The organism is uncultured Mobiluncus sp. (genome assembly GCF_902488535.1).
In the GTDB taxonomy this organism is placed as follows: Bacteria; Actinomycetota; Actinomycetes; order Actinomycetales; family Actinomycetaceae; genus Mobiluncus.
In genome coordinates, this window is the sequence record NZ_CABTWO010000003.1 from 39,846 (window position 1) to 66,349 (window position 26,504).

Genomic DNA, 26,504 nt, shown 5'->3' on the forward strand with positions numbered 1-26,504 from the left:
CTCTCGCCCCGGTATTTGTAAAACTTTTAACTTTTCTTTAGATGTGGCCCGTACGAAACGCGCTGTGTCTCACCAGGGCGGGTAAACCGACCGTAACGCCCTTTTGCGCTGGTCAGGGCCACAGTTGTACGAAAATCTGGGAGGGAGGAACACCGAAACGGTTCTGCGACGCGACATCGCCTTTCGCCGCACTAATCCAGGGTTGACGCCGCGCCGAGAGGGTTGGGTCTGGCGATTTCTGCGGCGCTGCGCCGGCGGGCGAAATCATTCCGATAATCTCTAGGTGAGCCGCGAACGCGTCGGCATCTGCCTGATTGATGAGGCGAATCGCGTCTGGGGCTGTCTTAATCTGGGGAAAATCCAAAGCGTATTGGCCAGCACGCACGTCCTCGACGCCCCCGTCCACCAGCGATTGCACGTCCCAAGCCAGGGAATCCGCCCTTTGCAAAGCCCACTGCCGGTCATTCCCGCTGAGGTGCGCCGCCGCCACGTCCATACGGAAACGGGCAAAATCCAGGGCGGTCTGAGCCTCTTTAAGTTTCTGCAGGTTTTTCCGGTCAGCCAGCGGTTCGGTGGGGCTTTCCGGATTCGTACCCGCCGGTTCGTCCACCGGCACTTTTGGCTCGGGGAGCTTGCTGCCCGCAGCCCCCGCCACGTGAGAGGCGTCAAGCTGTTGGGCGGCACACAAGGCCGTGAGGAGTTGCGCGTCGTTAGCTTGGGGGGCGCGGGCCCCCGCCTGGCAGGACGTCGCGGCTGAGTCCACCAGGAGCTGCAGCAAGTCCTCCACGCTGCCCGGAGCCGGGGAAGGTTGCGGTCCGGGGTCGGCTCCCTCGGGTGTGCCCTGCGGCCACGGTTGCCAGACCCCGCCCAGGGCCGCTAGACGGGTCGCTGACAGGTCGCGTACCGTCCCGATTGCCGCCCGCACCCCGGGTGCTAGCGAGGCATCGTCAGCCATCTTTTCACTGCCGGCGTTGATGGCTGCTTCCGCGCGGGAAACGGCGGAAATCCCGGCTTGTCCGGCATCCAGTTCCGGCAGGGCGTCGGGGGGAGTGTCCAGGCGCAGCCCGCACCCAGTCAGCGCAACACCCGCCATAAGCCATAGACTTAGTTTCAGGAAACGGGATGGGGGCAAAAACATAGACCCATTGTTTCACAACCCCATCCCATTCACGCGCTCAGGCAACCCTGAGGGAACGAAAAAAGGGGAGACTATTGCAGATAAAAGCACAGGCACAACCGCATACGGCGGCAGACCCCGGTGTCGCCGCGATTATTCAGGTCGTCAGCCCGGTCGTAGACGCAGCCGGACTGTATCTGGAAAAAATTGCCGTCACCGGCCCGAAACATCAGCGGGTCGTGACGCTGAGTTTGGATTTACCCGACGGTGACGCCGATTTGGGCAGCGCCCAGCTAGAGGAAGTCAGCCGCGCCATCGGCGCTGCCCTGGACGCCAGCGATCCGGTGCCGGGAGCCTATACCCTTGAGATTTCCACGCTCGGGGCTGAACATGAGTTGACGAATCTGCGGCTGGCGCGCCGCGCCTTGGGCAAAGACGTGGAAGTGCGAATCGGCGGGCAGGTTCGCACCGGAATCTTGACTGACGTTACGGAAACCGGGCTGAGCGTAAATGATGACGGAGATGTTACGGTATATCCCTTCGAGGACATAGAATCGGTACGTACCGTCATCTTGTTTGGGAAGCCTCGGGGGTCCCAGCACAAGGGACGAAAAAATAAATAGCGACAAATCAATACGGAGGAATTATGCAAATTGACATGTCTGCATTGCGCCTGGTGGAAGCCGAAAAAGGCATGGATATGAACTCGCTTATCGACACGGTCGAGCAAGCGCTTTTGAAGGCATACCGCAATCAGCCGGGTGCCGAAAAGGATCATTCACGGGTTGAGGTTGATCGCAAGACCGGCGAGGTGCGGGTTTTGGTCAAGGAGCTGGACGAGGACGGCAATGAGTTGGGCGAGTCCGAGATTACTCCCAAAGATTTCGGGCGCACCGCCGCGGCCACGGTGAAATCCGTGATTATTCAACGTTTCCAGGAGGAAGAAGACAAAGCTGTCCTCGGTGACTTTAAGGAACGAGTCGGGCAAGTCGTTTCCGGGGTGGTGACTTCCGGGCGCGATCCGAAGCTGGTGACCGTGAATCTGGGAGATGTGGAAGGCATCATTCCGCCCGCCGAACAGGTTCCCGGCGAAAAATATCAGCACGGGGTACGGCTGCGGGTGTATGTTTTGGCGGCGTCGCGCGGCTTGAAAGGCCCGCATATCGAACTGTCTCGCACCCATCCCGGCTTGGTGCAGGGCTTGTTTAGGCGCGAAGTTCCTGAGATCGAAAAGGAAGAAGTCGTCATCGAGTCCGTGGCTCGCGAGCCGGGGCACCGCACCAAGATTGCCGTGCGGGCGACCGAGAAAGGCATCAACGCCAAGGGTGCGTGCATCGGTCCGAACGGTTCTCGGGTCCGGGCGGTCATGAACGAGTTGAACGGAGAAAAAATCGACATCGTCGATTGGGCCGAAGATCCGACGGTTTACGTGGCCAATGCGTTGAGCCCCGCGAAAGTCGTTTCGGTGCGGGTCATCGACGAGGCCAAGCGGCTGGCACGAGTGGTGGTCCCGGACTTCCAGCAGTCCCTGGCTATCGGCAAGGAGGGCCAAAACGCTCGCCTGGCTTCGCGCCTGACCGGTTGGGGTATCGACATCCATTCCGATACGGAAAATGGTGGCGCCCCAGCCTAGATTTTTAGTCCCCTGAGGCTTACGCTCAGCCCTCCGAGGTGCTTCCTCGGGGGGCTGAGTTTTTCTGTTCACAAGGGGTGTCCCCGGCGTTTCCGGTGGGGCGCGGCAACGTGCGGGACCGCCCTTGTGAAGACATATCCCCAGGTGAGAGCCTTTGAAACCCCCAAAATGGACACGGTTGTTACCAAACCGTTATAATCGGTGAGTCGCGGCGAAGGGTCGCGAAACGTCCGAAAAAACGAGGAGGGCATTTGGCTGGGTCAAATGAGCCGGCCGATTATTTGAGTTATGCGTATTACTAAACTGATGGCAAGTTCATTTGCAATCGCTGGAATCGGTGTAGCGGGGGTTGCCCCGATTGCCAATGCGGAAGACGGAAATTCCGCAACCATTACAAATCAAACTGTCAGTGCCAACGTTCGTTTGGCTGGTGTTGATCGTTATGAAACTTCTCAAGCCGTGTCCGCGGCGACAGCTCTGGAACCTGTATTAGTTAGCGATAAGTCGCCTGACGGGCTCATTGGTTCCCTGCAGGCCGCTAACGATGATAAATCCGCGGTCATGAGCCCGAATGCGCCCTCGCTGGGGGGTGCCAACCGTTACGAGTCGGCCGCGAAGGTCGCTCTGGAAGGCGAAGCGGATGCTCCCGTGGTTATCGCCAACGGCAACTCGCAGGTAGATATTTTGGCCGCCACGTCCTATGCGGCGAATCTGGAAGCGAACCTGTTGCTGTCGGAGCCCCAGCAGTTGGGCGAATCCAGCTCGGAGGCCCTGGCGAAGTTGAATCCCCAAAGCGTCACGATTATTGGGGGAACCGGGGTCGTGAGTGAGCAAACGAAAGCTCAGGTTGAACAACTGACCGGCAAGAAGGCCGCGCGACTAGCGGGAAATAACCGTTACACCACCGCGTTGGCGGCCGCTCAGGCTATGGGTTCGCAAAACTACCTGCTGGTCAACGGCAAGAATCCGGTAGACGCCCTGACTTTGGCGCCTTTGGCGAAGCAGAATAAAGCTTCGGTAGTGTTGGTCCAGACTTCCTGCACGCCCCAAGCGGTGCTGGGAGCCTTGGCTGGTAAACATCTCACCGCTATCGGCGGTACCGGCGCTATTGCCGACAACTTTGCGGCGAAAACCTGTGAACAACAGGCGGCTGAACAAGCCGCTGCCGCCGCTGCCAAGGCAGCAGCTGAGAAAGCGGCACGGGAGGCCGCAGCTCGCGCGGCGAATCCGTGGGGTGCCGGCACCGCGCAGGGTATTGCCTACGATATGTTGGGCCAGTACGGTTGGGGACCGGATCAGATGCAGCCTTTGGTCAACCTGTGGAACCGGGAATCCGGGTGGCGCACGAATGCCGGACGCCGCGGCGGTCCTTACGGTATCCCGCAGGCTAATCCCGGTCGCAAGATGGCTTCCGCCGGGGCGGATTGGGCTACAAACCCGGCCACTCAAATCCGCTGGGGCTTGAGCTACATCAAGGGTCGCTACGGTAGCCCCGCTGCCGCCTGGGCGAAATTCTGTGCCCGCGGCTGGTATTGATTTGAGAATCTGCCAATAACTTCGGGGTGGAGCCGTCATGGACGGTTCCACCCCAATGTTTTGGCTGGTTGTTTGCCCGGCTGGGGGCTCCGATTCAAATGCATAGAGAAAAGTCGGGTATAATCGGGAGCGTTGCTTTTCGCGGCTCCAACAGTCGCGTTTGAGTACATGAACTTATTGGCTGAGGACACCTTGCGGCTGGTGGATTTCATTAATCCCCAGGCACTGTGTTCGCAATGACCTAGGAGCGGGTTGGAAGATGTTGGGCACCCGATGAGTACCCGATGAGTACCAACGATTAATCCATTCTCACCCTTCGCCGGGTGGGGTGGCGAAGGACAGGAGAAAAGTGGCACGAATGCGCGTGCACGAGCTTGCGAAAGAGCTCGGTATTGAATCCAAAGAAATGCTGGCGTATCTGAAAGACGCCGGCGAGTTCGTGAAATCTGCATCCTCCGTGGTGGAAAGCCCGGTGGTGAAGCGGATGATGGAACGCTTTGAAAAGGAAAAGCTGGGCAAATTCAGCCCGGAGGCCGCAAAGAAAGCCGAAAAAGCAGCTGCGAAAGCGAAAAAGCCAGCCGCCAAGACGACTGCAAAGAGTAAAAAGTCGGCCGCCGAGACTGCTGAGCCAGAACCGACTCCGCCAGCCGGTGAGGCTGACCAGCCGACCTCGGAGAGTGCGCCGGCACCGGACACCTCGAGCCCGGAGACACCCGCCGCACCGGCCGCTTCTACTCCTCCTGCTCCCGCGGCTCCCCAACCAAAACCAGGGAAATCAGCTCCGAGCCCCAGCCCGGCCAAACCGCAGGCGAAACCTAGTGCCCACCCCGACATTCCCAAGCCGGGAGCCTCTATACCCAAGCCTGGCGCGCGTCCGGGTAACAATCCTTTCGCTTCCGCCCAGGGTATGCCGCGTCCCGGCGGCACCGGCGGCATCAAAGCGAAGCCGGGTCCGCGCCGAGGACGGCCGGGTAACAATCCTTTTGCGTCCGCCCAAGGCATGAGTCAAGGGATTCCCCGTCCCGGTCAGGGCGGCGGACCGCGTCCCAAGCCGGGAGACCGCACTGGTTCATCACGCGGCGACTCCGTTCCCGCGGGACGCGGCGGCCGTGGCGGCCGTAGTTCTCGCCCCAGCCCCGATGCATTGGCAGCCGGCGGTTTTGGTGGCGCTCCCGCGTTCGGAGGTCCGCCATCGCCACCTCGCGGCCGCGGCGGGCGTGGCTTCACCCAGGGCGCTTTCGGCCACGGTAAATCCCGGAAAGGCAAGAGCCGCCGGGCTAAACGTCAGGAAATCGAAGAGCAAAATGCACCCGTGATTGGCGGTGTCACCGTCCCGAAAGGCAATGGCCAAGAGATTCGGATTCGTTCTGGAGCCTCGGTCGCCGACTTTGCGGACAAGATTCACGTCAACCCGGCCGCGTTGGTGACGGTGCTGTTCCATATGGGAGAGATGGTCACTGCTAATCAGTCCCTGGACGAGGACACGTTCAAGCTGCTGGGAGCGGAACTCGGCTACGAAATCGCGGTGGTTTCACCGGAGGACGAGGATCGCGAACTGCTGGAATCTTTCGATATTGACCTAGAGGCGGAAGAACTCGATGATATCGAGGCTCTGGAACCCCGACCTCCGGTCGTGACGGTGATGGGCCACGTCGATCACGGTAAAACCAAGTTGTTGGATGCCATCCGTAATACTGACGTGATTGATACCGAGTATGGCGGGATTACCCAGCACATTGGCGCCTATATGGTCACGCTGAAAAAGGCTGACAAGGGCCGCAAACTCACCTTTATCGATACGCCGGGTCACGAAGCCTTTACCGCGATGCGTGCCCGTGGCGCGCAGGTTACCGATATTGCGATTATCGTGGTTGCCGCCGATGATGGGGTGATGCCTCAGACCGTTGAAGCCATCAACCACGCCAAGGCCGCGAACGTGCCGATTGTGGTGGCGGTCAACAAGATTGATAAACCTACCGCGAACCCGGACAAGGTCAAAGCCCAGATGTCCGAGTACGGCGTGTTGCCCGAAGAATACGGCGGCGACACCATGTTTGTGCCGATTTCGGCCAAACAGCGCACTGGTATCGAGGATTTGCTGGACGCGGTGCTGCTGACTGCGGACGCGGTGCTGGATCTGCAGGCCAATCCGCACGCTCCTGCCCGCGGTGTCGCTATTGAAGCGAACCTCGACAAGGGACGCGGCACGGTCGCTACCGTGCTGGTGCAGCGCGGTACTCTGCGGGTCGGCGACGCTATCGTGGCGGGAACCGCCTACGGCAGGGTGCGTGCCATGTTCAACGAGCGCGGCCAAAACGTTGAGGAAGCCACCCCCTCCACTCCGGTGCAGGTGCTGGGTCTGACCTCGGTGCCGCGAGCCGGCGATAACTTCCTGGTCGCCGAAGACGACCGGACGGCCCGCCAGATTGCGGACAAACGTGCGGCTGCGGAACGCGCGGCGATGCTGGCCAAGCGCCGCAAGCGCGTGACGCTGGAATCCTTCGACGAAGCTCTGAAGGCCGGCAAGGTCGACATGATGAACTTGATTATCAAGGGCGACGTGTCCGGTTCGGTCGAGGCTCTGGAAGACTCCCTGCTGAAGATTGACGTGGGCGAGGAAGTCGGCTTGCGCATCATTCACCGTGGTGTCGGCGCGATTACCCAAAACGACGTCAACCTGGCGACCGTGGACAACGCCATCATTATCGGCTTCAACGTCCGTCCTGCTGAGCGCGTGGCGGAACTGGCAGACAGCGAAGGCGTGGAGATGAAGTTCTATTCCGTCATCTACCAGGTCATTGAGGACGTCGAGAACTCCTTGAAGGGTATGCTAAAGCCGATTTATGAGGAACACGAACTCGGTTCCGCCGAGATTCGCCAGGTCTTTAAGTCCTCCAAGTTCGGCAACATCGCGGGCTGCTTGATTAAGTCGGGCACCATCAAGCGCGGTTCCAAGGCTCGCTTGGTCCGCGATGGCGTGGTCGTCAACGGAGAGCTGGAGATTCATTCCTTGCGCCGCGAAAAGGACGATGTCACCGAGGTTCGTGAAGGCTTCGAATGTGGTATCGGCCTGGAGTTCAAGGACATCCAGGTGGGCGACAGCATCGAAACCTGGGAAATGCGCGAAATTCCGCGCGATTAATATCCCAACCCTGCGTCTGGGCCGAACTGTGGCGGTTTACCGCCTGGCTCGGCCGGGGCGCTGTGAAAACACACCGAGAGGGGAGAAACAATGGATGAGACCCGGCGGGAAAAAGTCGCCGCAAACATTTTGACTACGGTGGCCAGCCTGTTGGCCGGCAAGATTAAAGATCCCAGGTTAGGTTTCGTCACCATTACTTCGGTCGAGGTCACGGGGGATTTGCAGCATGCCAAAGTCTATTACACGGCTTATGGCAGCGACACGGAACGGACCGCTTCAGGCGCGGCTTTGGAGTCTGCCAAGGGACTGATTCGCTCCCGTGTGGGCAAAAATTTGGGCACGCGCCTGACTCCGACCCTGGAATTTGTGGCCGATCCGGTGCCTCAGCAGGCCGCGGCTTTGGAGTCGGCGCTGGCGGAGGCCCGCGCGGCCGACGCTGAGCTGGCTGCCCGCAAAGGCACCCAATATGCCGGGGAAGCCAATCCCTACAAAACTCCCCGTGAGTCCGAAGATGACCAGGAATCCTAACGCCGTCGGTCTGGGGCCCGGTCACGGACGAACCCGCATTCGGCGCGGCCCGGGCGGCGTGGCCGACGCGGGGCGCTTGGTTCACAAGGTTCCCCGGGCGGGTTGCGATGTTTGACGCGCCGGACTTCTTGCCCGACTGCCCCGCAGATTTGCCTCGAGGCGAAACCTGTCCGCCCGGACTGGTCATCGTCGATAAGCCGCGCGGGTTGAGTTCCAACGCGGTGGCGTCACGGATTCGCCGGCTGGCAGGGCAAAAGAAAGTCGGTTATGCCGGCACGCTGGACCCGCTGGCCACGGGAATCCTCATTTGTGCCATCGGTAAAGCCACGCGCCTTTTGCAATACCTGACGGCCCATGACAAGGTCTATTCCGCCCGGGTGCGGTTTGGTATCTCTACGGATACTGACGATGCTCAGGGGCAGGTGACAGCCCGTTCGGGTGCCGTATTATCCCCCGAGGACATCGCGGCGGCTTTAGTGCCGTGGCGCGGGTCGGTCAACCAAATCCCCGCCAAGTTTTCCGCCATTAAGATTGGCGGCAAACGTGCTTATGACCTGGCGCGTGCCGGCAAAAACGTGGAAATCCAGCCTCGTCCGGTGACCATTCACCGGCTCGAACTGAGAGGCACTCCTGTCGTCGAAACGGTGGCGGGCGACGACTCAAACCCTCCGGTGAGAGTGACCGATGCGGAACTTTTGGTGCACTGTTCAGCAGGAACCTACGTGCGCGCCCTGGCTCGAGACCTCGGAGCTGACTTGGGGGTGGGGGCGCATCTGACGGCCTTGCGACGCATTTCGGTCGGGTCATACGGGCTGGACCAGGCGCAAAGCCTGTCCGAGCTGGGGGCCGAAGTCGAGAGCTGTGGGGTGCTGCGTCCGTTGGGGCTGGATGCGGCAATCCTAGGGATTTTCCCCGCACTGTCCGGCGACGAAGCCCAGGTGCGGGCGCTGTCTTTCGGGCAAGCGTTGACCGGCCCAATCCGTGACGCCGCTGCCACCGCCCTTGAGACAACAAATCCGAGCCCAAACGCGTCCACCGGTTCGCTGCTGGCTGTAACCGAAGCGACAACCGGCACGGAGGGACGCGAAAAACGTGTCGTCGCGCTGGTGCAGCTAGAAAACGAAGAGTTGAAACCGATTTGGGTGTTAAGACCTGCAAATTCTTAACCTGTAAAGACATAAACTATTTAGGAGCCGGTTTCGTATTGGGGAAGTGAAGAAATGACACAGAACACGTATCTCAAATCATGGTGGCCGATGGTTATGCTCGGTTTGTTAGGATTTGTGGGCCTGCTCGGCGGTCCTGCCCAAATGAGTTTCACCAATCCGGTTGCGCCGGCTCACACCCCAGCCATTTCCAGTACCGCGGCAGCGGAGGTGCCGGCCGCAGATGAAACCAGCGAGTTTCCCGAGCTTCCTGATAACTTCACCTCCGCCCCCAGCGGTGAGCCCTCCGCTGCGCCCGATTCATATCCCGGTTCGGAATTCGGCGATTTGATGATTGGAGGGGGTACAGCGCCAAGCGCCGCGCAGGCCAGCTGGGTGGCTTTCATCAGTATCAGCAATTGGGACAATACCGGCTCAATTTGTACCGGGGTGCTCATTGATCCCTCCTGGGTTTTGACCGCAGGACATTGCGTGGCCAATAAGCCCCGGTATATCAACGTTAGTTTTGGTCCGACCCGGCAGTCGACCACTGCCGTTAACGATTACAAAGCCAACCCTCAGTATGATGCCGCGGTCATGCACCTGCAAACTCCGGTTTATACCACTCCTTCCGTCACTTTAGCCTCCGGGCCAGCCAAAGTTGGCGATGTGGCGGTGGAGTATGGCTGGGGCGGCACTTCCAGTGCCCTCCTGTCTACGTCACAACGAATTGTCGCGACCTGTTTCACGGTGGTTCGGGGCGATAAACAGGGTGAATTTGCGGCGAACTGCAACGTACCCAGCGCCCCCGGTCAGCTTAGCTACAAGACCTCGTGGCCGGGTGTGAAAACGGAACATGGGGACTCCGGCGGACCCCTGGTGGTGGGGAACCAGGTCATAGGCACTTTGATTGGGGGCAACGATCAGGCGGCTTACTTTGGTTCCGTGATTCCCTTAGCTTCGTGGCTGAAAGACATCACCGGGGTGACCCTGGGCTCGCCGTCTCCTAACACGGCTGAATATCCTTATGAATCTCGATTGAACCGGATTGGCGGAGCCGACCGTGTCTCGACAGCCTTGGCGTTGCACGCGGCCAGCGGGACCAGTGGGGACGCGATTGCGCTGACCACCGGGCGGCTCGCTCCCGATGCTTTGAGTTCGGCAGCTTTGGTGGGGGCACGAGGCGCGACGGTGCTGCTCACGGTGTCCAACCCGGTGGAACCGGGTGTGATTTCCGCCATTAAGGCCTCGCAGCGCAAGACTCTCTATGTGGTTGGCGGGGGAGTAAAACTCTCGGCTGCCCAACGCACGGAACTGCAGCAGGCGGGGATATCTATCATCGATTTGGTGGGGCAAGACCGTTTTGACACGGCGGGCCGGGTTGCGGCCCGGGCGGCCCAGGAAAACGCTTCGGTCGTTGCCAACACGAAGATCCTTGACGTCTTCCTGGTCAACGCCACCAGCGACCCCAACATTCCCGACGCGATCGCCGCCGGTCCCGCCGTGGCAAACACCCACGGTGTCATCCTCTTTACCCGCTCGAACAGCATTCCCCCAACTACCCTTCAGACGATTTCTAACCTGGCGAATACGGTGGCAAAGCAGGGGGGCAAGCTGCGCATCTGGGGCGTAGGCGGCAGGGCTGCCGCAGCCGCTACCGGTGCTAAAGCGGACCCGGCCTGGGGGGCTGCCGTCAGCGAGGTAAAGACCATCGTGGGTAAAGATCGTTTCCAGACCTCCACCCAGTTGGCCCAAAACTTCTTCCCTAACGCCTCGGGGTACCTGATTGCTTCGGGTACCGTGTTTGCTGACGGTTTGGCCGGCTCCGGCTACGCGCACGCGAAAAACCAAGCCATTTTGCTCAGCCGCCCGGCCGCCCTGGACGTGAACCTGCAAAGTTTCGTGCAGGCTCATCCGCAGGCCTCCTACACCATCGCCGGCGGTACCGGGGCGGTGTCACGAGGCGTGGCGAACCAAATCGGCGCCCTGCTGACAGCGCGGTAACCGGCCGAAAGCACCGCCCCCATCCACCGGCCTTGTCGCCCGTCTCAAATAGTGGACAACAGTGCCGAATTATGGATAACCGGACTCACTCGCTAAACTTGCCACAAGTTCGTTTCCGAAAATATTGAGGCAATAAACTATGGACAAGTTCTTAGAGGTTCTCAACACCATAGACTCTTTCGTCTGGGGGCCGTTTTTCCTGATTCCCCTGCTGCTGGGAACCGGGCTGGGGCTGACAATTCGGCTGTCGGGAATCCAGTTCCGCAAACTCGGTCCCGCCATGCACCTCGCCCTGCTGAAACGTGACGAGGGCACCGGGGAAAGCCCCGAGGGGAAACAACCGCTCGACGACACTATCGAGGGCGACATTTCCCACTACCAAGCGCTGACTACCGCCCTGGCTGCTACCGTCGGGGTCGGCAACATCGCCGGTGTCGCCACCGCTATCCACATCGGCGGACCCGGAGCGGTGTTCTGGATGTGGGTCACGGGACTGTTGGGTATGGCCTCGAAATACTCCGAAGCCTTCATGGCGGTACGTTTCCGCACCAAGGATGCCAAAGGTGAGATGAGCGGCGGTCCGCAGTACTACCTGGAACACGTCACGAAAGTGAAGTGGCTGGGTCGGGCTCTAGCCATCGCCTTTGCGATTTTCGCGATTATTGCCTCGTTCGGTATCGGCAACCTGACCCAAGCGAACTCGGTTGCGACCCAGTTACAGGCCTCTTTCGGGGTGAATCCGTGGATGACCGGCCTGTTCATGGCGGCTTTGACAGGTATCGTCCTGCTGGGCGGAGTGAAATCCATCGGCCGGGTGACCTCGGCTTTTGTCCCCATCATGATTATTCTCTATGTGGGAGCCTCGTTGATTGTGCTGGGTCTGTACGCCACGAAAATCCCCGACGCCTTGGCGCTGATTGTTCACGATGCCTTTACGGGCAGTGCCGCGGCAGGCGGTTTTGTGGGCTCCACGTTCATGGTGGCGCTCCAGTACGGGGTGGCGCGCGGGTTTTTCTCTAACGAGTCCGGGATGGGGTCTGCCGCGATTGCTGCGGCCGCGGCTCGCACTCGCGAACCGGTCCGGCAAGGGCTCGTGTCCATGACACAAACCTTTATCGACACCATCATCGTGGTGTCCATGACGGCGCTGGTTATCGTGGTTACGGGAGCCTGGAAAATGACAGACGCCAGCGGTGAGACGCTGGATGGTTCACCCCTCACCGCGCAGGCTTTCAACATCGGTTTCCCCGGCGGCCAAGGCCACTTTGTGGTGGCAGTTTCCCTAGTGTTCTTTGCATTTTCTACCGTGCTGGGCTGGGCCTACTACGGGGAACGCTGTGTGCAGCGTTTGTTCGGCCTCCGAGCCGTCGTCGTCTATCGTTTGTTGTTTGCCATAGTTGTTTTCGTGGGCTGCATCACGGAGCTAAAAGTGGCCTGGACCTTGGCTGATGTCACGAACGGGTTGATGGCTCTGCCGAACCTAATCGGGCTAATCCTGGCTTCGGGTTTGATTGCCCGCGAAACCAGGGCTTACCTGAAACGCGACCCGAAACTGCAAGAATCCCAGTAAATCGTCCCCACCGGTCTGGTGCCGATGAGGTTCCAAGAGCATTTGCAGAAGCTTATTGCTTTGGCAGCGCTTCGACTTTGGCGGGGGAAGGCGCCGCGGGCGGCTCGGTGAGTTCAGGAGTTTCGGGCCCCACCAGGGATTGCAAAAACTCCCGATACTGTGCGGCCTTGCTCGCGCTCATGGCGCTACTAGGCGGAATTTGTCCCTGCGCGGCCGCGGCTAGCGGCACCACCATGTGCGAATCTGGTTCCAGCCCGATTGCCACCCACTGGGCGGAGATGACTTCGGCATTGCCCTGAGCTGGAACCCTAATCGTGGCCCAGGCGATTTGTTCCGAATCCGTGTGCATCGTGGTCAGGGGACGCATATCCGAAATGACATTCCCTACGCTCCAGTACGTCCACATACCTTTGCCGTCCACACCGCCGGGTAGCTTCTCAATGCCCTGGGGAACGTGCGGATGGTGACCGATATAGAGGTCAATCAGTCCGCTATCGGCTGCTTCTTGGGCCCATTTACGCGCCCAGCCGGAGGGCTGCAACTCATATTCCAACCCGTTATGGCCCGACAAAATTACCACGTTGGCACCCTCCTGGCGAGCCTGGGCGGCCCACTTGAGAATGTCGCTCATATTGTCCACGTTAACCAACCAAGGTTTTTCGCTGATGTAGGGCATCCCGCCCAACTTTCCCCAACCCAAGGACAGGTGAGCAATCTTGATGGTGCGACCGTCTTTGGTCAAGCTGTACATCTGATAAGGTTTTTCCTCCGCGCTGCGCCGAGAACCGGTGGCCCCCATCCCGGCTTTTTCCAGCACATTGAGCGTTTGATAGACGCCTTCAATGCCCTGGTCAGTCGTGTGGTTGGAAGCGGTGGAGCAGCCGTCGTAACCCAAGTCTTTCATATCTTTCGCCCAGCCCGTAGGCATAGCGAACTTGGGAAAACCCTGGTAGGGGGCGCCGTCCTGGGCAAAAGCAATCTCTTGGTGGCAAATCGTCAGGTCAGCCCCCTCGAGAAACGGTTTGATGCCAGCCATCAGATTAGTAAAATGCGTGTTTCCCGCGGCGTCGCGCGACACATCGGGCATGAGGGCATCGTGCGTCAGGGCGTCGCCTGTGGCCGCGACGGTAAAGGTGATCTCCGGGGGCTGCGTTGCAGTAGGTTTCGGTTTGACGTTCAAAAGGGAGGTTTTGGTAGGAATTTCTTTGGCGGCGGATTTTCCGGCGGCATCGTCGCAGCCTGACAACCCCCAGGTCACACTCATCACCAGCAGCGTCGCGGTGGCTATCCGGGTAAATTTGCGGGTGGTGTCACTGTTTACCATGGAACTTTTATACCAAACAAAGCTGACAAATCCGCCGCACTCAGACTGTGACCGCGCCGGGGTCGATACGTTGGGATTTCGGAACCCCCAGCACTACAGCCGTCTCCAACAGGTCGCGATCCATGCGCTCCAGCAGTGCGTCCAAAGAATCAAAAGCCAGGTTGTCGCGAATCCGATGCACGAACTCGACCACGACTTCTTCCCCGTACAAATCCAAGTCTGCGCGCCCTAAAACGTGAGCTTCTACGGTGCGCCCCACGTCGCCAAAATGCGGGGAAGTTCCCACCGAAATGGCGGCGGGCACCACCTCTAGTGAAGTCGGACTCTTAGAGTGCGGCGGGTAAGGCATCCGCAGCCAACCGGCGTAAACACCATCTGCGGGAATGGCCTCCACGAACTCCGCGTCCAGGTTAGCGGTGGGAAATCCCAGTTTGCGCCCACGCCGTTTGCCGTGAATGACCGTGCCTCGTACCGAATGGGCGCGACCCAACACATAAGCTGCCTGGTCAACCCGGCCTTGGGCCAGCAGCTCGCGCACCCAAGATGAGGACCAGCGGCGCCCAAAAATCGGATCAACGATGTTCGGCACCGTCACGACGGTAAAACCGTACTGTTCCCCCAGTTCCTGTAAAGTCTGGGCGTCTCCGCTGTTCTTGGCTCCAAAACGCATGTCTTCTCCGATGACGACCACCAGGGGATGCAGGGGGGTGACCAGGTAGTTTTGGACGAATTCGGCGGGGGACTGGGCGGCAAAATCGAGGTCATATTGTTGAACCCAAGTTGCGTCCACCCCCAGCTGTTCAATGCGGGTCAGGCGGTCTGGCAGGGAGCAAATCAACTTATTCTTCGGGTCGGGGTGGTGAACTTGGCGAGGCAGCGGGTCGAACGTCAACACGACAGAGGCCACCTCGCGCTCGTGCGCCAGCGCCACGACTTTCTCGATGATTCGCTTGTGTCCGGTGTGAACGCCGTCAAAAGTACCTATGGTCACGATACTCGGCCCGAAACTTGACGGTTTGTCACGAAAAATTTGCACCCCTCAACCTTAGCATGACGCTATCCGCTCCGATTTTGCCCCTGTCCCGACGTGGGGAAAGGGCGGGGCTTTCACCCTTTTGGGTGTTCAGTTACCAAAAGTGCCTCAATAAGCTGAGTGGGTCACGACTGTTGCAACGGAGAGGTACAGACATGCAGACATGGGTAAAGCGCGGAGCCATTTCCAGCGCGGTGGGAGCCTTGACTTTAGCGATGATGACCCTGGTCACCGTCAGCGAATCTCAGGCAGAGGGGTTGAACTATGAACGTCTGGCGGGGCCCAGTGGGGTGGAAACCTCCCTGGCGGTAGCCAAGCACACTTGGGGGACAAACTGGCCGGTGGTCTATGTGGCCGCGAACCGTAACCCGGTGGATGCCCTGCCGGCGGCAACTATCGGGGACGGACCGGTGGTGCTCACCGATGGCAAACAGCTGAACCTTGGTGGGGTCAAACCCGGCCATATCGTGATTTTGGGTGGGCCGGGCGCGGTTCCTGAAAACATTGCACAGCAAGCCCGGCAGACTTGCGGCGCGGAAAACGTGGAACGCCTCGCTGGCCCGGACCGCAACGCGACCGCCCGGGCTATTGCCGACCGCTGGATACAGGTAAACGGTCCCACCAACCGCATGTATTTGACCAAAAACGCCGGATCCGGTTCCCCCGACGCGGTGGCCGGTTCGGTGCTGCGTGACGGACCTATCATCACCTACACGAACGAGGCCAGCATCAGCGCCGCGCAGCAGTTCGTGGCGATGCGGATGCCGGCGGACCAGCCTGCTGGCGCGGAACTGGTGGCTTTGGGCGGACCGGGCGCGGTTCCCGACGCGGTACTCCAAACAGTCGCGAACGGTGCGGCAACCCAACGTTTTGCGGGAACAAATCGTTATCTCACCGCCCTAGAAATCGCCAAGTTTGCCGCCACTGATCCGGCCCGAACGGTCGCCTACGTGGCGTCGGGAACCGCCCTGAAAGATGCGATGGTGGCGGGGGCAGCCAAGGACGGTTTTATCCTGCTGACCCCACCCGGTGGTGGAGGTACTTTCCAGCAAATCGTGTCTATGGGCGCTAACAAGATTGTATTTATCGGAGGAGAAGGAGTGTTGCCCCAGAGTACTGTAGCTATGGCAGCCGGCGTTGGTTTAGGTGCGGATGGTCCCGGTAATCCGCATTACATCACCAATAACGTGGGTTTTAAGCTTGAAGGCCTCATTCGGATACTAAGTGCCAAGGAACTTATCAAGATGGAGAACCACCAGGATGTACCGGAGTTGTCCGAAGTGTTAGCTGGCTACGAATACGCTGTGCTCATTTTGGATGAACCGGCGGTATTCGACATTTCCTATGCTTCGGATATTGGGCCAGGCGGCCCCACTAATCCGCGCGAGGCTGACATGGTCTTGCTCGCGGACACCTCCGATCCCAAGGCTGTCATGGAGTCGTGGCGTGGATACGACGGTATGCGGGCGTCTGTCACCTTTAAGCCATACAGTCTTTTCTGGCCCACTGACGTGAGGCTTCCCATGACTGGAGCGCATTCTACAGGAGCCTATATCGACCACGGCAAGGGATAACGCTCGCGGGTCTTTTTGCTAACTTCATCGACCCCCTTGCTTTAGACTTGGAAAAGACTTAAAGCAAGGGGGTTTCCATGTGGGCTGTGCAAGGCGTTGATGGGGTGGCTTCAATTGTCCAGGTGGAGCGTCCCCTGGTAGGCGCCCGTCAGGTGTTGATTAAGGTGGCGGCCGCAGGAGTGAACCGAGCAGACTTGCTGCAGGTGGCAGGCCATTATCCGCCGCCTGCCGGGATGCCGCAGACACTGGGCCTGGAAGCAGCCGGGACGATCGTTGAAGTCGGCCCTGAACTCGATGCTTCCCAGTGGCTGGGACGTTCGGTTGTGGCCTTGGTGGAAGGCGGCGCCCAGGCGGAATACTGCGTGGCCAATCCTGACCTGTGTCTGCCGGTGCCGGTGGTGGGACGCCTGGACGGCTATGTGGCTGGGGCGGCGCTGCTGGAGGCAGCGGTGACTTCTTGGCATAACCTAGTCAACTTAGAACCGCGGATAACCTGGATGGATGGGCCGCACGACGGCTTCCTGGCAGGCCGCGACCCGTACGGGGAAAGCTGGCGCTACCCAGTTGGCTTCAGCGTGCTGATTCAAGGTGGAAGCGGTGGGGTCGGGACCGTTGCGGTGCAACTGGCCAAGGCGCTGGGTGCCAACGTGGCGGCCACAGCCGGGGACGAAGCCCGTCGCCAAAAAGTGACCCTGCTGGGTGCTGACGGCGTGGCGGACTACCGTGACGAAGAATCGCTGAAAAAAGCGTTCGAGGACGTGACTGACTGTTTGGGGTTTGACCTGATCTTGGATGTCAGTGGGGCCGGAGGGCTGGAATCGAATATCAATCTTTTAAAGATCGGAGGACGTTTATGCGTTATCGGACTGCAAAAGGGAGCACGCGGGGAAATCGATTTGGCGTATTTTTTGCAAAAACAGGCCACCTTGCAAGGTTCCACCATTCGCGCGTTGGATACGGACACCAAGGTTGACCTGGTTCACGCAGTTGGTGAATACGTTTGGCCCGCTGTCGAATCCGGCCAAATCCGCCCGGTTATTGCCGAAACGTACCCCTTCGCCAAAGTCGCCCAAGCTCACGAAGCCCTTAGAGCCAAAACCAACCGTCCCTTCGGCAAATTGATTCTTGCCAAATAATTAGCCCTAAAGCTAAACAGCCCGCCCAGCTAAAAATTCAAGTTTTCCCAAAAACCCGCCCCGCAAGTGCAACGTTTCTCGCAATACGGCGCGTCTGAGCGAAAGTGGGGGTACTCAGGCGGGGGACTAGGGGGTGTGTTTTCGTTGCTTTGCAACGAAAACGAGGGGGGTCCGTGACCCCCTAGGTCACCCGCGAGACCCCCACGAGCGATACCGCGCCGACCCGCGCTGTTGAAAAACAAAGAAAATTCGCTTGAATGCGGGGTTTTTGCTAAACTTGTACAGCCGTCATGTCGGCCGCGCTACCGATGCTCCAGGAAGAGCCTGGGCGCTGCGCGCAACGAGTACATAAGGAGAACCTGTGGCACTGACCAAGGAAGAAAAGCAAGCAATCATCAACGAATACGCGACTCATCCCGGGGACACTGGTTCCCCCGAAGTGCAAATCGCCCTGTTGTCCAAGCGGATTAAGGACCTGACCGAGCACTTCAAGACTCACGAACATGACCATCATTCCCGTCGTGGTTTGATGCTGCTGGTCGGCCAGCGCAAGCGTCTGCTGGGCTACTTGCAGGACATCGACATCGAACGCTACCGCAGCCTCAAAGAGCGCCTCGGTTTGCGTAAATAGCAACTAAGCTGGCCGGATACCGGTCAGCTTTCTTTTCATGCCGGTACTTTCCGGCTGATATATGTAGGAATCCAGCGTTAATCGGTCCTCGGTAGTGGCCTCCTGGACCATCTGCGAGTCTCCCGGTTTTCCCGGTGAGGTTTGCGGAGAGCCAGCCCAGTGGGCCTCGATCGATGACCGCCGCGCTGAACACAGAGAGGGGGATCCCTTGGAGGGACCCGAAATCACGGCGGCAGAAGCCGTCATCGACAATGGTAAATTTGGCAAGCGCGTCCTGCGCTTTGAAACGGGCCTTTTGGCTCAGCAGGCTGCCGGTTCGGCAATGGTCACCCTGGATGGGGAAACCGTTGTATTCGCAGCCACCACGGTTGGCAAGCAACCGAAAGATCAATTCGACTTTTTCCCCTTGACCGTAGACGTCGAGGAAAAGCAATACGCCGCGGGACGCATCCCCGGATCGTTCTTCCGTCGCGAAGGTCGCCCCGGCACCGAGGCTATCCTAGCGGCCCGCCTGATTGACCGCCCGCTGCGCCCGGCCTTCGTAAAAGGGCTGCGCAACGAGGTCCAGGTCGTCGACACCATCCTGTCAATCCACCCCGACCACGCTTATGACGTGGTGGCGATCAACGCCTCCTCGATGGCGACCCAACTGGCTGGCTTGCCTTTCTCCGGTCCCATCGGTGGTACCCGCCTGGCCTTGATTGACGGGCAGTGGGTGGCGTTCCCGACCTACCCCGAGATGGAACAGTCCACATTCAACATGGTCATCGCCGGTCGTGTCGTCAACGAGGGTACCCCCGAAGAAGACGTGGCCATCATGATGGTGGAAGCCGGCGGCGGCGAGTACGCCTGGGACCTGATTCAAGAGGGCAAACAGGCTCCGACCGAGGACTTCGTGGCCAGCGCGCTGGACGCGGCCAAACCCTTCATTAAGGAACTGTGCCGCGCTCAATCCGAAGTGGCCGCCAAGGCCGCCAAGGAAACCCAGGAATATCCGCTGTTCCCCGACTACGAGGACAACCATTTTGAGGCGATGAAAGCCGAGGTGGAAGCGGATTTGCTCGCGGCGATTCAGATTGCCGACAAGCTGACTCGTGAGAATCGCGAAACCGAAATCCGCGATGCCGCCATCGAGAAGCTCGCGGTGGAAGGCGGCGAGTTCGAGGAACAGGAAAAGGAACTGAAGGCAGCCTTTAAGGCTTTGGAAAAGAAGCTGGTGCGCGCCCGGGTGCTGCACGAAGGCAAGCGTATCGACGGACGCGGACTGAAAGACATCCGCTCCCTGTCCGCCGAGGTCGAGGTGCTGCCCCGGGTCCACGGCTCGGCTCTGTTCCAGCGCGGGGAAACCCAGGTTCTGGGCGTGACCACGCTCAATATGCTGCGTATGGAACAGCAGTTGGATAACTTGAGCCCAGCGACGCATAAGCGCTATATGCACCAGTACAACTTCCCGCCCTACTGCACCGGCGAGACCGGTCGGGTCGGTTCCCCCAAGCGCCGCGAAATCGGCCACGGGCACCTGGCGGAGATGGCCCTAGAGCCGGTCATTCCGGCTCGCGAGGATTTCCCCTACGCGATTCGCCAGGTCAGCGAGATTATGGGCTCGAACGGCTCGTCCTCGATGGGTTCGGTTTGCGCCTCCACGCTGTCCCTGTTGAACGCAGGTGTGCCGTTGCGCGCCCCGATTGCCGGCATCGCGATGGGCCTGATGAGTGAACCGGGCGAAAACGGCACCCAGTTTGCGACCCTGACCGACATCTTGGGCGCAGAAGACGCTTTTGGCGACATGGACTTCAAGGTCGCCGGCACCAAGGACTTCATTACCGCCCTGCAGCTGGACACGAAACTTGATGGCATTCCTGCCGACGTTTTGAAGGGCGCCCTGGGTCAAGCCCGCGACGCTCGCCTAAAGATTCTGGACGTGATGCACGCCGCTATTGACGGGCCTGATGAACTGGCTCCGACCGCTCCGCGCATCCTCACCGTGAACATCCCGGTGGACAAGATTGGTGAGGTCATCGGTCCGAAAGGAAAGATGATTAACCAGATTCAAGAGGACACCGGCGCTGAGCTGACCATTGAGGACGACGGCACCGTGTACATCGGGGCGGATAACGGTCCGGCCGCCGAGGCCGCTCGTGACGCCGTGAACGCGATTGCGAACCCCCAGATGCCCGAGGTCGGCGAACGTTTCGTTGGTACCGTGGTGAAAACGACCACGTTCGGGGCGTTCATTTCCTTGACCCCCGGCAAGGACGGTTTGCTCCACATCTCCCAGATTCGTCGCCTGGTCGGCGGCAAACGTGTGGAAAACGTCGAGGACGTGCTCCAGGTCGGCCAGCAGGTTCAGGTCGAGGTTGCCGAAATCGACCAGCGCGGCAAGCTCTCCCTGCATGCCGTGGTGGACGATGAGGACGGCGAAACCGCAGCGGATTCGGAATCTGGGCAGAACGAAACTCCAGAGATCCACGATCCGCGTGACCGTGAACGCCGTGATCCGCGTGATAGCAGCGAACCGCGCCGTCCGCGGGAGCGGGCTCGCCGGCGGACGCATCGTTCTCGCGGCGAGGACGATCGCGATTTCTCATAGAGTAACGCTATCGAAAACTACGGTGGCTCGGCGGGGGATATTCCCTCGCCGGGTCGCCTATTAGAGGAGAGTATCAATGAACACAGCTGAAAAGTCCGGTGCACCGTTTTTGCCAATTCTCCTGTCCGGCGACATTGGAACGTATGCGTTTGCGCGGTCATTTTATGAGCAATGGCATGTGAAATCTCTGATAATTACCCCTCTGGTGCTGGGGCCGATTCGCCACTCTCGTCTGCTTGACGCGATAGAGATAAACGAAAGCAGCGTCGACCCAAACCTCAGTGCTTTCATCGAAAAACTCATAGAGATGGGTCCCGAACTGGCGGCGCGTTACCCGGACACCCCGCTGGTGTTGCTGGCGAACCAAGATACCCACGTGGTCAATATCCAAAAGAACGCTTCCCGGCTGGCTCCTTACTATCGCTTTGCTTTCCCCAGCGTGGACGTCATCGAATTGACCAATGACAAGGCGCATTTCGCCAAGGCTGCCGAAAAGTACGGGTTGCGGGTTCCCACTACTCTGGAGCTCAATCTCGATGCTGGAACGACCTCCCTGATGGACGCCATCACCGAAACCCTGGGGGACAAATATCCGCTGATTATCAAGCCGTGCCAGTCCTACGGTTACGAGCGGCTGCGCTGGCCGGGCAAATCTAAGGTTTATACAGCTGATAGTCCGCGTCGGGCTCGAGCGATTCTGGAGGAGCTGGAAACACACACTGCCGGGAACCCGGATGCGCGCCGGTTCGTGGCCCAGCCGCGGGTGTCCGGAAACGACACGCACAGCTTGTCCATAACAGTGTATGTGGACGCGGACAAACGGGTTAGTTTCCTGGGGTCGGCTCACGTGCTGCTGGAAGACCACGTTCCGACCGCCCTGGGCAATCCGGCCGCGATGATTACAGAAAGCTACCCTGAACTGTATCGTCAGGCCAGCGATTTCCTGACCGGTATCGGCTGGCATGGTTTCGCAAACTTTGATGTCAAGGTCGACAGTGCCACCGGTCAGGCTTACTTCTTTGAGGTCAACCCCCGCATCGGCAGGAATCTCTATTACAACACCGCTGCCGGAAATAACCCGCTGCCCGCTTTGATTAACGACGTCATCTATCACCGACCTACTGAGCCGAAGTCTCACTTCGACACGATTCTCTATACGGTGTTGCCGTTACGTCTGATTTTGAAGTACACGACCGGTCAGGTGCGCCGTCAAGTCAAGTCGCTGCACCGGGCGGGCAAAGTCTTTAATCCTTTGCTGGCTCCGGCGGAAAGACAGTTTTCCCTGCGATACCTGCGGCGTCGTCTCTATGTGTGGCTTTCCACCCAGCGGCATTGGTTCAAGTTCAAGCAGAACTATCCGCTGGAAGCGCTGCAGGCCGAAGGGCGCGACTCTTTCGATACCGCCCAGCTGCGCGCGCAGCATTAGTCTTCGCGCGCTCTAGCGGCGTGATTCTGTTAGGGCGCTAACCAGTAGGGCGACCCCGGAGGTCCCGAATACCAGCAGGACTAGCGTCCACAGCGACACGACGACGCCCAGGGCGGCGCCGAAAACTACCAAACCAATGAGGATAAACACCACGCTGAAGGCGATGGCGGCCAGGCTGCGATGCTCACGGCGGGGTTCCAAGGGCGGTTCCACGGGTGGTTCCGGCGTTTTTCCTTCCTCCAAGTCGGGAGTGAGGGGGATGGTTTCCGTTGTGTTTTCCATAGTTGTCACCTAATTAGTTGTTCTCAAGGTCGGGGGCGCGGTTCGGGGAAGGCGTCGTGGATGAATCCGGGGGGACGGGCGTGGCCGGTCTGCTCGGGGTTTCGCTGCTCCTGGCGGAGGAGCGCGGGGTTCCGTTTAGCGGGTCAAACAGGTTATCGCCGGGTTTCCACTTGCTGCCGCCGGGCTGGAACAGGTCGTTGAATCCGTCTTGGTTGGCGTCCGTCCACTTCCCGGCCTTGCCTGACTGAACGTCAGCGAGAGTCAGCGTGTTGTCTATGTCCAGTTCAGACACGGTTTGTCCGCCCAGCGCTATGGGGTCACCCTCAATTCCGTCGGCCGTTTTGAATTCGATAGTTCCGTCTCCGGATACGGCGCGGCGGCGAAACTCTCGCAGTGCAGCGCTACTGTCGTTTTCAGAGCCGACCTCAGTGCTGTTGTATTCCGGCAGATTGGCAGTCATCAAATCCCGACCATTCAACACATAGTTGACCAGGAAGTGCCCGTCAGGCAGCACCGCGCCGTTCCATAAATCCACGGGGGGACGTTCATAGAGCGACACGGTTCCGTGTGCCAGGTTGATTTCGACAGTTTGGGGTTTGGTCTGGTTTCCTGGCGTGTTGTCCGACAGCGGGACGTCGTGTTGGATTTTTAGTTTCGTCACCTCTGAACTGCCCAGACTGATGTTAGCGGCCTCATATTCCTTGGTTCGATCCACGAATTCCACGCGCTGATTGCCGTCCATAGTGAAGTATTGTGGACGGTGTTTTTCAACGGATGAGGACTGTAAAAAGGTTTCGCTCATGTCCCATTTGCTGTCTTTCAGGGTGGAAGTTGTCACGTTGCCTTGGGCTAAGTTGATTTCCAGGTCAACGTTTTGTTCTGGCAGCGTATAAATTGAGACATTCCCGTTGACCAGATTGACTGTGATGGGTTTACCAGGGTTCGTGGCACGTAGGTCGATATTAGCGCCGCCGCGAATGGCGCTGAGCTCGTCTCCGGGGTGTAAATCGTTGCTCTGGTAGCTAAACGTTTCAGGAAAATCGTGCCAGTCAATGGTGGAACGCAGCTCGCGCAGCTGGGGCATCACGGACATTCCCACTGTTGCCAGGGGCAGCGTTACGAACAAAATCACCAGCGGGGTGACGACGGCAAGCCAGCCCGTCCGTCGTTTCTGCAGGGCTGCTACCAACATGCCACCCCCCAGCACCATCGTCAGCAGACCGACAGCCAAAAGTACGGAACTTAGCGGGTCAAGCACCCCTATCAGAGGCAGCAGGATGCCGGTGAAAATCGACAGCAAAACCAACCCGCCGACCGTGAGACTGAGAGTGCGGCTCGGTCCGGGAATGCGCGGCGCCAAAATCGTCCTTGGCTGCGGATGAGGTGGGGCAGACATGGTCGAGGTGGCGCTGGAGGGAGTTGCGGGGCCAGCAGCGGGGACGGTAAAGCCCGGGTCGGGAACCGTAAAGTTAGTGGTGGGAGCCGCAAAGCTGGTAGTAGGCGGGGTGAAGCCGGTAGCGGGTGCTGCTGGGGAAGCGGAGGCATCGTGAAGACCGTCCGCGGGGACTGGACCGGCGGGTGCCTGAGGGGTGGAAACAAAGCCGGTGGGACCAGGAACGTAAGCGTTCCCGGCTGGCGGGGTACCGGCCTTGCTCTGGTTCACAAAGTGAACGATGAGCAGCACCACCACCGCTAGGGGAGCCAGCAGCAAGCACAAAACCAGAGCTATAAAAAAGAAAGCGAGTAAATCGCCAAATTTGTCCCCGCCGTCCCAGATGTCGAATACATCGAACAGAAAAATGCCTTGGGGCAGCATCCGCATCGCCCCGAAAAACATCAACAGAATCGAGCCGGCGACACCACCGCCCTGGTTAGGCACGCCGGCGCGCCAATCGGTCCACAAGCTGCGTCCGGTGGTTTGGCTGGGCATCCACAACCACAGCGCCCCGTAGAGCAAGGGAATAACCCCAAAGAACAGCAAACCGACCACAGCTAAACCTCGCACAATTACGGGGTCAATGTGCAGGCGTGAGGCGATTCCCGCACAAACTCCGCCGATGACCCGGTTATTGGAACGCATCCAGGCCTGTCCGGTGGAATCCGGGCCTCCCGGGTAGCCTCCCGCGCCCGCGGTTCCATAGTTTGCGCCGTTGCTCGGGAAACTGCCCGAACCGGGGTAGCCCGCGGCTCCGTAGTTTGTCCCATCCGGGTAAGGTACCTGCGGATTAGTTGCTTGCGAGTTAGGTGCTCCCGAGTTGGGTGAGCTAAATGCAGCAGCACCGGTCCCGTTTGGGTTCGCGGAACTAGAGGGGTCCGCCTCGGTAGCTGCGTTCGCGTCGGCAGCCGCGTTCACTCCGGCAGTCTCGCCGCAGTGGGGAGGCTCGCCCCCAGCGGGAGGAACGGAGTCAGTTGCTTGTTCTGGGTTCATATTTTCGTCCATGTTTCCATCATTGCCGCTGCAGCGCCCGGTGGCTATGGGGGTTGTCCCTGATTTGTCCCTGATTAATCCCTTAAGCCGGGCGAAACCCCGCCAAGCCGTGGCAAACTGGATTTATGGCCACATCTGATGCACCCCCTCGTATGCGCCCTCCGCTGCGCCGTCCCGTGTCTGGGACGGTTCCGCCCGGTAAAGACGGGGTTCTGGCTGGGGTGGCCGCAGGATTGGCGCTGCATCTGGGTATGCCGTTGTGGTTGGTGCGGCTCATCTTGGTGGTTTTAGCTCCCACCGGGGTCAGCATTCTGCTCTATGTCTGGTTGTGGATTTTTGTGCCGCGGGGAAATCCCGGGGTTCAGGCGGGGCTGCCGTTTCCCGGAGATTCGCGACTGGCGAACCCTAACGCGCAGCTCAGGGGGAATTTTGGCAGTAATGACCGCTGGCGAAATGTGACGGTTCCGGCAATTTTGCTGGCGCTGGGGTTAATCGCCATAGCTGTCTTCGGAGCCTATTCCGGCCCGAAAATCATGAGTGATTTGCGTCCCCTCATCACCATCATCATCCTCATCACCGGTATCGCTCTGATTTGGGTGGGGGCTTCGGCGGGGTCGTCTCTGGTCGAGCTGCGGATGGGACGGTTCCTGGGCTTTGCCATTCCCGGTGCCCTCCTGGTGATTTTTGCGGTCATGATTGGATTTTCTGGAACCATCAGTCTGGGTGACGCACTGCGCGGAGGACTCATCACCCTGGTCGTCATCGCGGTGCTGAGCTTGGCGGTTTTGCCGCTCTGGGCACGCTTTTGGATGTCTTACAAGGCGTCTCTGGCCGAGCAAACCCGCCAAACTGTCCGCGCCGATATGGCCGCTCACCTGCACGATTCTGTGCTGCAAACCCTTGCGCTGATTCGTGCGAGAGCCGACGACGCCCCGGAAGTCGCGAAACTGGCTCGTGCCGAGGAACGTCAGTTGCGCTCTTGGCTCTACGAAGATCGCGGTCACGCGGACTCATCCCTGTCCCAAATCATTAAGGAGCTGGCCGGCGAGATTGAGGACCGTTACGGGGTAGTGTTGGACACTGTCACGGTGGGAGACGCGGTTCCAGGACCGTGGTCCGAGCCGCTGGTGGCGGCGACGAGGGAAGCCCTGACAAATTCGGCTCGCCACGGAAAGCCTCCGTTTTCGGTCTATCTGGAAGTAGGGTCGGACGCGGTGGAATGTTTCGTGCGCGATCACGGCTCCGGATTCGACATTGCGGCTATCCCGCAAGGACACCAAGGCGTGAAACATTCCATCATTGAGAGGCTGGAGCGCCACGGCGGCACCGCGACCATTCGGTCGGGGTCCAGCGGCTGCGAAGTCGCGATGAAAGTACCCCGCCAAACTGGGGAAAACTGAGGGAG

Annotated in this window: 20 protein-coding genes; 15 read left to right on the forward strand and 5 right to left on the reverse strand. The window is 59.5% G+C overall.

Features of this window, described 5'->3' with window-relative positions:
* Positions 1 to 112: 112 nt before the first annotated feature.
* A complete protein-coding gene (locus RDL66_RS01835) occupies positions 113 to 1,093 on the reverse strand; it encodes a hypothetical protein (RefSeq protein WP_308534796.1) in 981 nt (326 codons plus the stop codon).
* A 119-nt stretch (positions 1,094 to 1,212) separates the two neighbouring features.
* On the opposite strand from RDL66_RS01835, the gene rimP reads away from it, so the two are divergent.
* From rimP to RDL66_RS01875, 8 genes are all read left to right on the forward strand, one after another.
* Complete coding sequence (gene rimP, locus RDL66_RS01840) at positions 1,213 to 1,740, forward strand: ribosome assembly cofactor RimP (protein ID WP_308534798.1); 528 nt, start codon at positions 1,213 to 1,215, stop codon at positions 1,738 to 1,740.
* 23 nt (positions 1,741 to 1,763) lie between these two features.
* Positions 1,764 to 2,750: a transcription termination factor NusA gene (gene nusA, locus RDL66_RS01845; protein ID WP_299296520.1), complete on the forward strand. Its 987-nt coding sequence runs from the start codon at positions 1,764 to 1,766 to the stop codon at positions 2,748 to 2,750.
* 306 nt (positions 2,751 to 3,056) lie between these two features.
* Positions 3,057 to 4,286 carry a cell wall-binding repeat-containing protein gene (locus RDL66_RS01850; protein WP_374042893.1) on the forward strand — a complete coding sequence of 410 codons (1,230 nt, stop codon included), beginning with the start codon at positions 3,057 to 3,059 and terminating at the stop codon, positions 4,284 to 4,286.
* Positions 4,287 to 4,644: 358 nt separating this feature from the next.
* On the forward strand, positions 4,645 to 7,428 hold the full coding sequence (infB, locus tag RDL66_RS01855; RefSeq protein ID WP_308534871.1) for a translation initiation factor IF-2: 2,784 nt from the start codon (positions 4,645 to 4,647) through the stop codon (positions 7,426 to 7,428).
* 90 nt (positions 7,429 to 7,518) lie between these two features.
* Positions 7,519 to 7,956: a 30S ribosome-binding factor RbfA gene (gene rbfA / locus RDL66_RS01860; protein ID WP_308534800.1), complete on the forward strand. Its 438-nt coding sequence runs from the start codon at positions 7,519 to 7,521 to the stop codon at positions 7,954 to 7,956.
* A gap of 107 nt (positions 7,957 to 8,063) precedes the next feature.
* Entirely contained in the window at positions 8,064 to 9,122 is a 1,059-nt protein-coding gene (truB, locus tag RDL66_RS01865) for a tRNA pseudouridine(55) synthase TruB (protein ID WP_308534802.1), read from the forward strand.
* A 54-nt stretch (positions 9,123 to 9,176) separates the two neighbouring features.
* The gene (locus tag RDL66_RS01870) at positions 9,177 to 11,105 is read left to right on the forward strand and encodes a cell wall-binding repeat-containing protein (RefSeq protein ID WP_308534804.1); all 1,929 of its coding nucleotides are present in this window, start codon (positions 9,177 to 9,179) and stop codon (positions 11,103 to 11,105) included.
* A 139-nt stretch (positions 11,106 to 11,244) separates the two neighbouring features.
* The gene (locus RDL66_RS01875) at positions 11,245 to 12,675 is read left to right on the forward strand and encodes a sodium:alanine symporter family protein (RefSeq protein WP_308534806.1); all 1,431 of its coding nucleotides are present in this window, start codon (positions 11,245 to 11,247) and stop codon (positions 12,673 to 12,675) included.
* A gap of 52 nt (positions 12,676 to 12,727) precedes the next feature.
* Here RDL66_RS01875 and RDL66_RS01880 read toward each other — a convergent pair whose 3' ends face one another.
* Together RDL66_RS01880 and RDL66_RS01885 are read right to left on the reverse strand one after the other, a co-directional pair.
* A complete protein-coding gene (locus RDL66_RS01880) occupies positions 12,728 to 13,999 on the reverse strand; it encodes a CapA family protein (protein ID WP_308534808.1) in 1,272 nt (423 codons plus the stop codon).
* Between the two features lie 40 nt (positions 14,000 to 14,039).
* A complete protein-coding gene (locus RDL66_RS01885) occupies positions 14,040 to 15,035 on the reverse strand; it encodes a bifunctional riboflavin kinase/FAD synthetase (protein WP_299296538.1) in 996 nt (331 codons plus the stop codon).
* A 152-nt stretch (positions 15,036 to 15,187) separates the two neighbouring features.
* On the opposite strand from RDL66_RS01885, the gene RDL66_RS01890 reads away from it, so the two are divergent.
* The 5 genes from RDL66_RS01890 (at position 15,188) to RDL66_RS01910 (ending at position 22,389) form a co-directional block, all read left to right on the forward strand.
* Positions 15,188 to 16,606 carry a cell wall-binding repeat-containing protein gene (locus tag RDL66_RS01890; RefSeq protein WP_374042894.1) on the forward strand — a complete coding sequence of 473 codons (1,419 nt, stop codon included), beginning with the start codon at positions 15,188 to 15,190 and terminating at the stop codon, positions 16,604 to 16,606.
* Between the two features lie 77 nt (positions 16,607 to 16,683).
* On the forward strand, positions 16,684 to 17,742 hold the full coding sequence (locus RDL66_RS01895) for a zinc-binding dehydrogenase (RefSeq protein WP_308534810.1): 1,059 nt from the start codon (positions 16,684 to 16,686) through the stop codon (positions 17,740 to 17,742).
* A gap of 361 nt (positions 17,743 to 18,103) precedes the next feature.
* Positions 18,104 to 18,373, forward strand: a complete 270-nt coding sequence (gene rpsO / locus RDL66_RS01900) for a 30S ribosomal protein S15 (RefSeq protein ID WP_282921900.1) — start codon at positions 18,104 to 18,106, stop codon at positions 18,371 to 18,373.
* A 208-nt stretch (positions 18,374 to 18,581) separates the two neighbouring features.
* A complete protein-coding gene (locus RDL66_RS01905) occupies positions 18,582 to 20,963 on the forward strand; it encodes a polyribonucleotide nucleotidyltransferase (protein WP_308534812.1) in 2,382 nt (793 codons plus the stop codon).
* Between the two features lie 76 nt (positions 20,964 to 21,039).
* Positions 21,040 to 22,389, forward strand: coding sequence for a carboxylate--amine ligase (locus RDL66_RS01910; RefSeq protein WP_308534814.1), 1,350 nt, complete (start codon positions 21,040 to 21,042; stop codon positions 22,387 to 22,389).
* Positions 22,390 to 22,401: 12 nt separating this feature from the next.
* Here RDL66_RS01910 and RDL66_RS01915 read toward each other — a convergent pair whose 3' ends face one another.
* Both RDL66_RS01915 and RDL66_RS01920 read right to left on the reverse strand, forming a co-directional pair.
* Positions 22,402 to 22,671: an MFS transporter gene (locus tag RDL66_RS01915; RefSeq protein WP_308534815.1), complete on the reverse strand. Its 270-nt coding sequence runs from the start codon at positions 22,669 to 22,671 to the stop codon at positions 22,402 to 22,404.
* Between the two features lie 13 nt (positions 22,672 to 22,684).
* Positions 22,685 to 25,111 (reverse strand): PspC domain-containing protein, encoded by a 2,427-nt coding sequence (locus RDL66_RS01920; protein WP_308534816.1) that lies wholly within the window; start codon positions 25,109 to 25,111, stop codon positions 22,685 to 22,687.
* Between RDL66_RS01920 and RDL66_RS01925 the strand changes: the two genes are divergently transcribed.
* Both RDL66_RS01925 and RDL66_RS01930 read left to right on the forward strand, forming a co-directional pair.
* Positions 25,110 to 25,238, forward strand: a complete 129-nt coding sequence (locus RDL66_RS01925) for a hypothetical protein (protein WP_308534818.1) — start codon at positions 25,110 to 25,112, stop codon at positions 25,236 to 25,238. The two genes, RDL66_RS01920 and RDL66_RS01925, sit on opposite strands and share 2 nt — an antisense overlap.
* Positions 25,225 to 26,499, forward strand: a complete 1,275-nt coding sequence (locus tag RDL66_RS01930) for a PspC domain-containing protein (protein ID WP_308534820.1) — start codon at positions 25,225 to 25,227, stop codon at positions 26,497 to 26,499. The genes RDL66_RS01925 and RDL66_RS01930 overlap by 14 nt, the downstream gene beginning before the upstream one ends.
* The last annotated feature ends 5 nt before the right edge of the window (positions 26,500 to 26,504 follow it).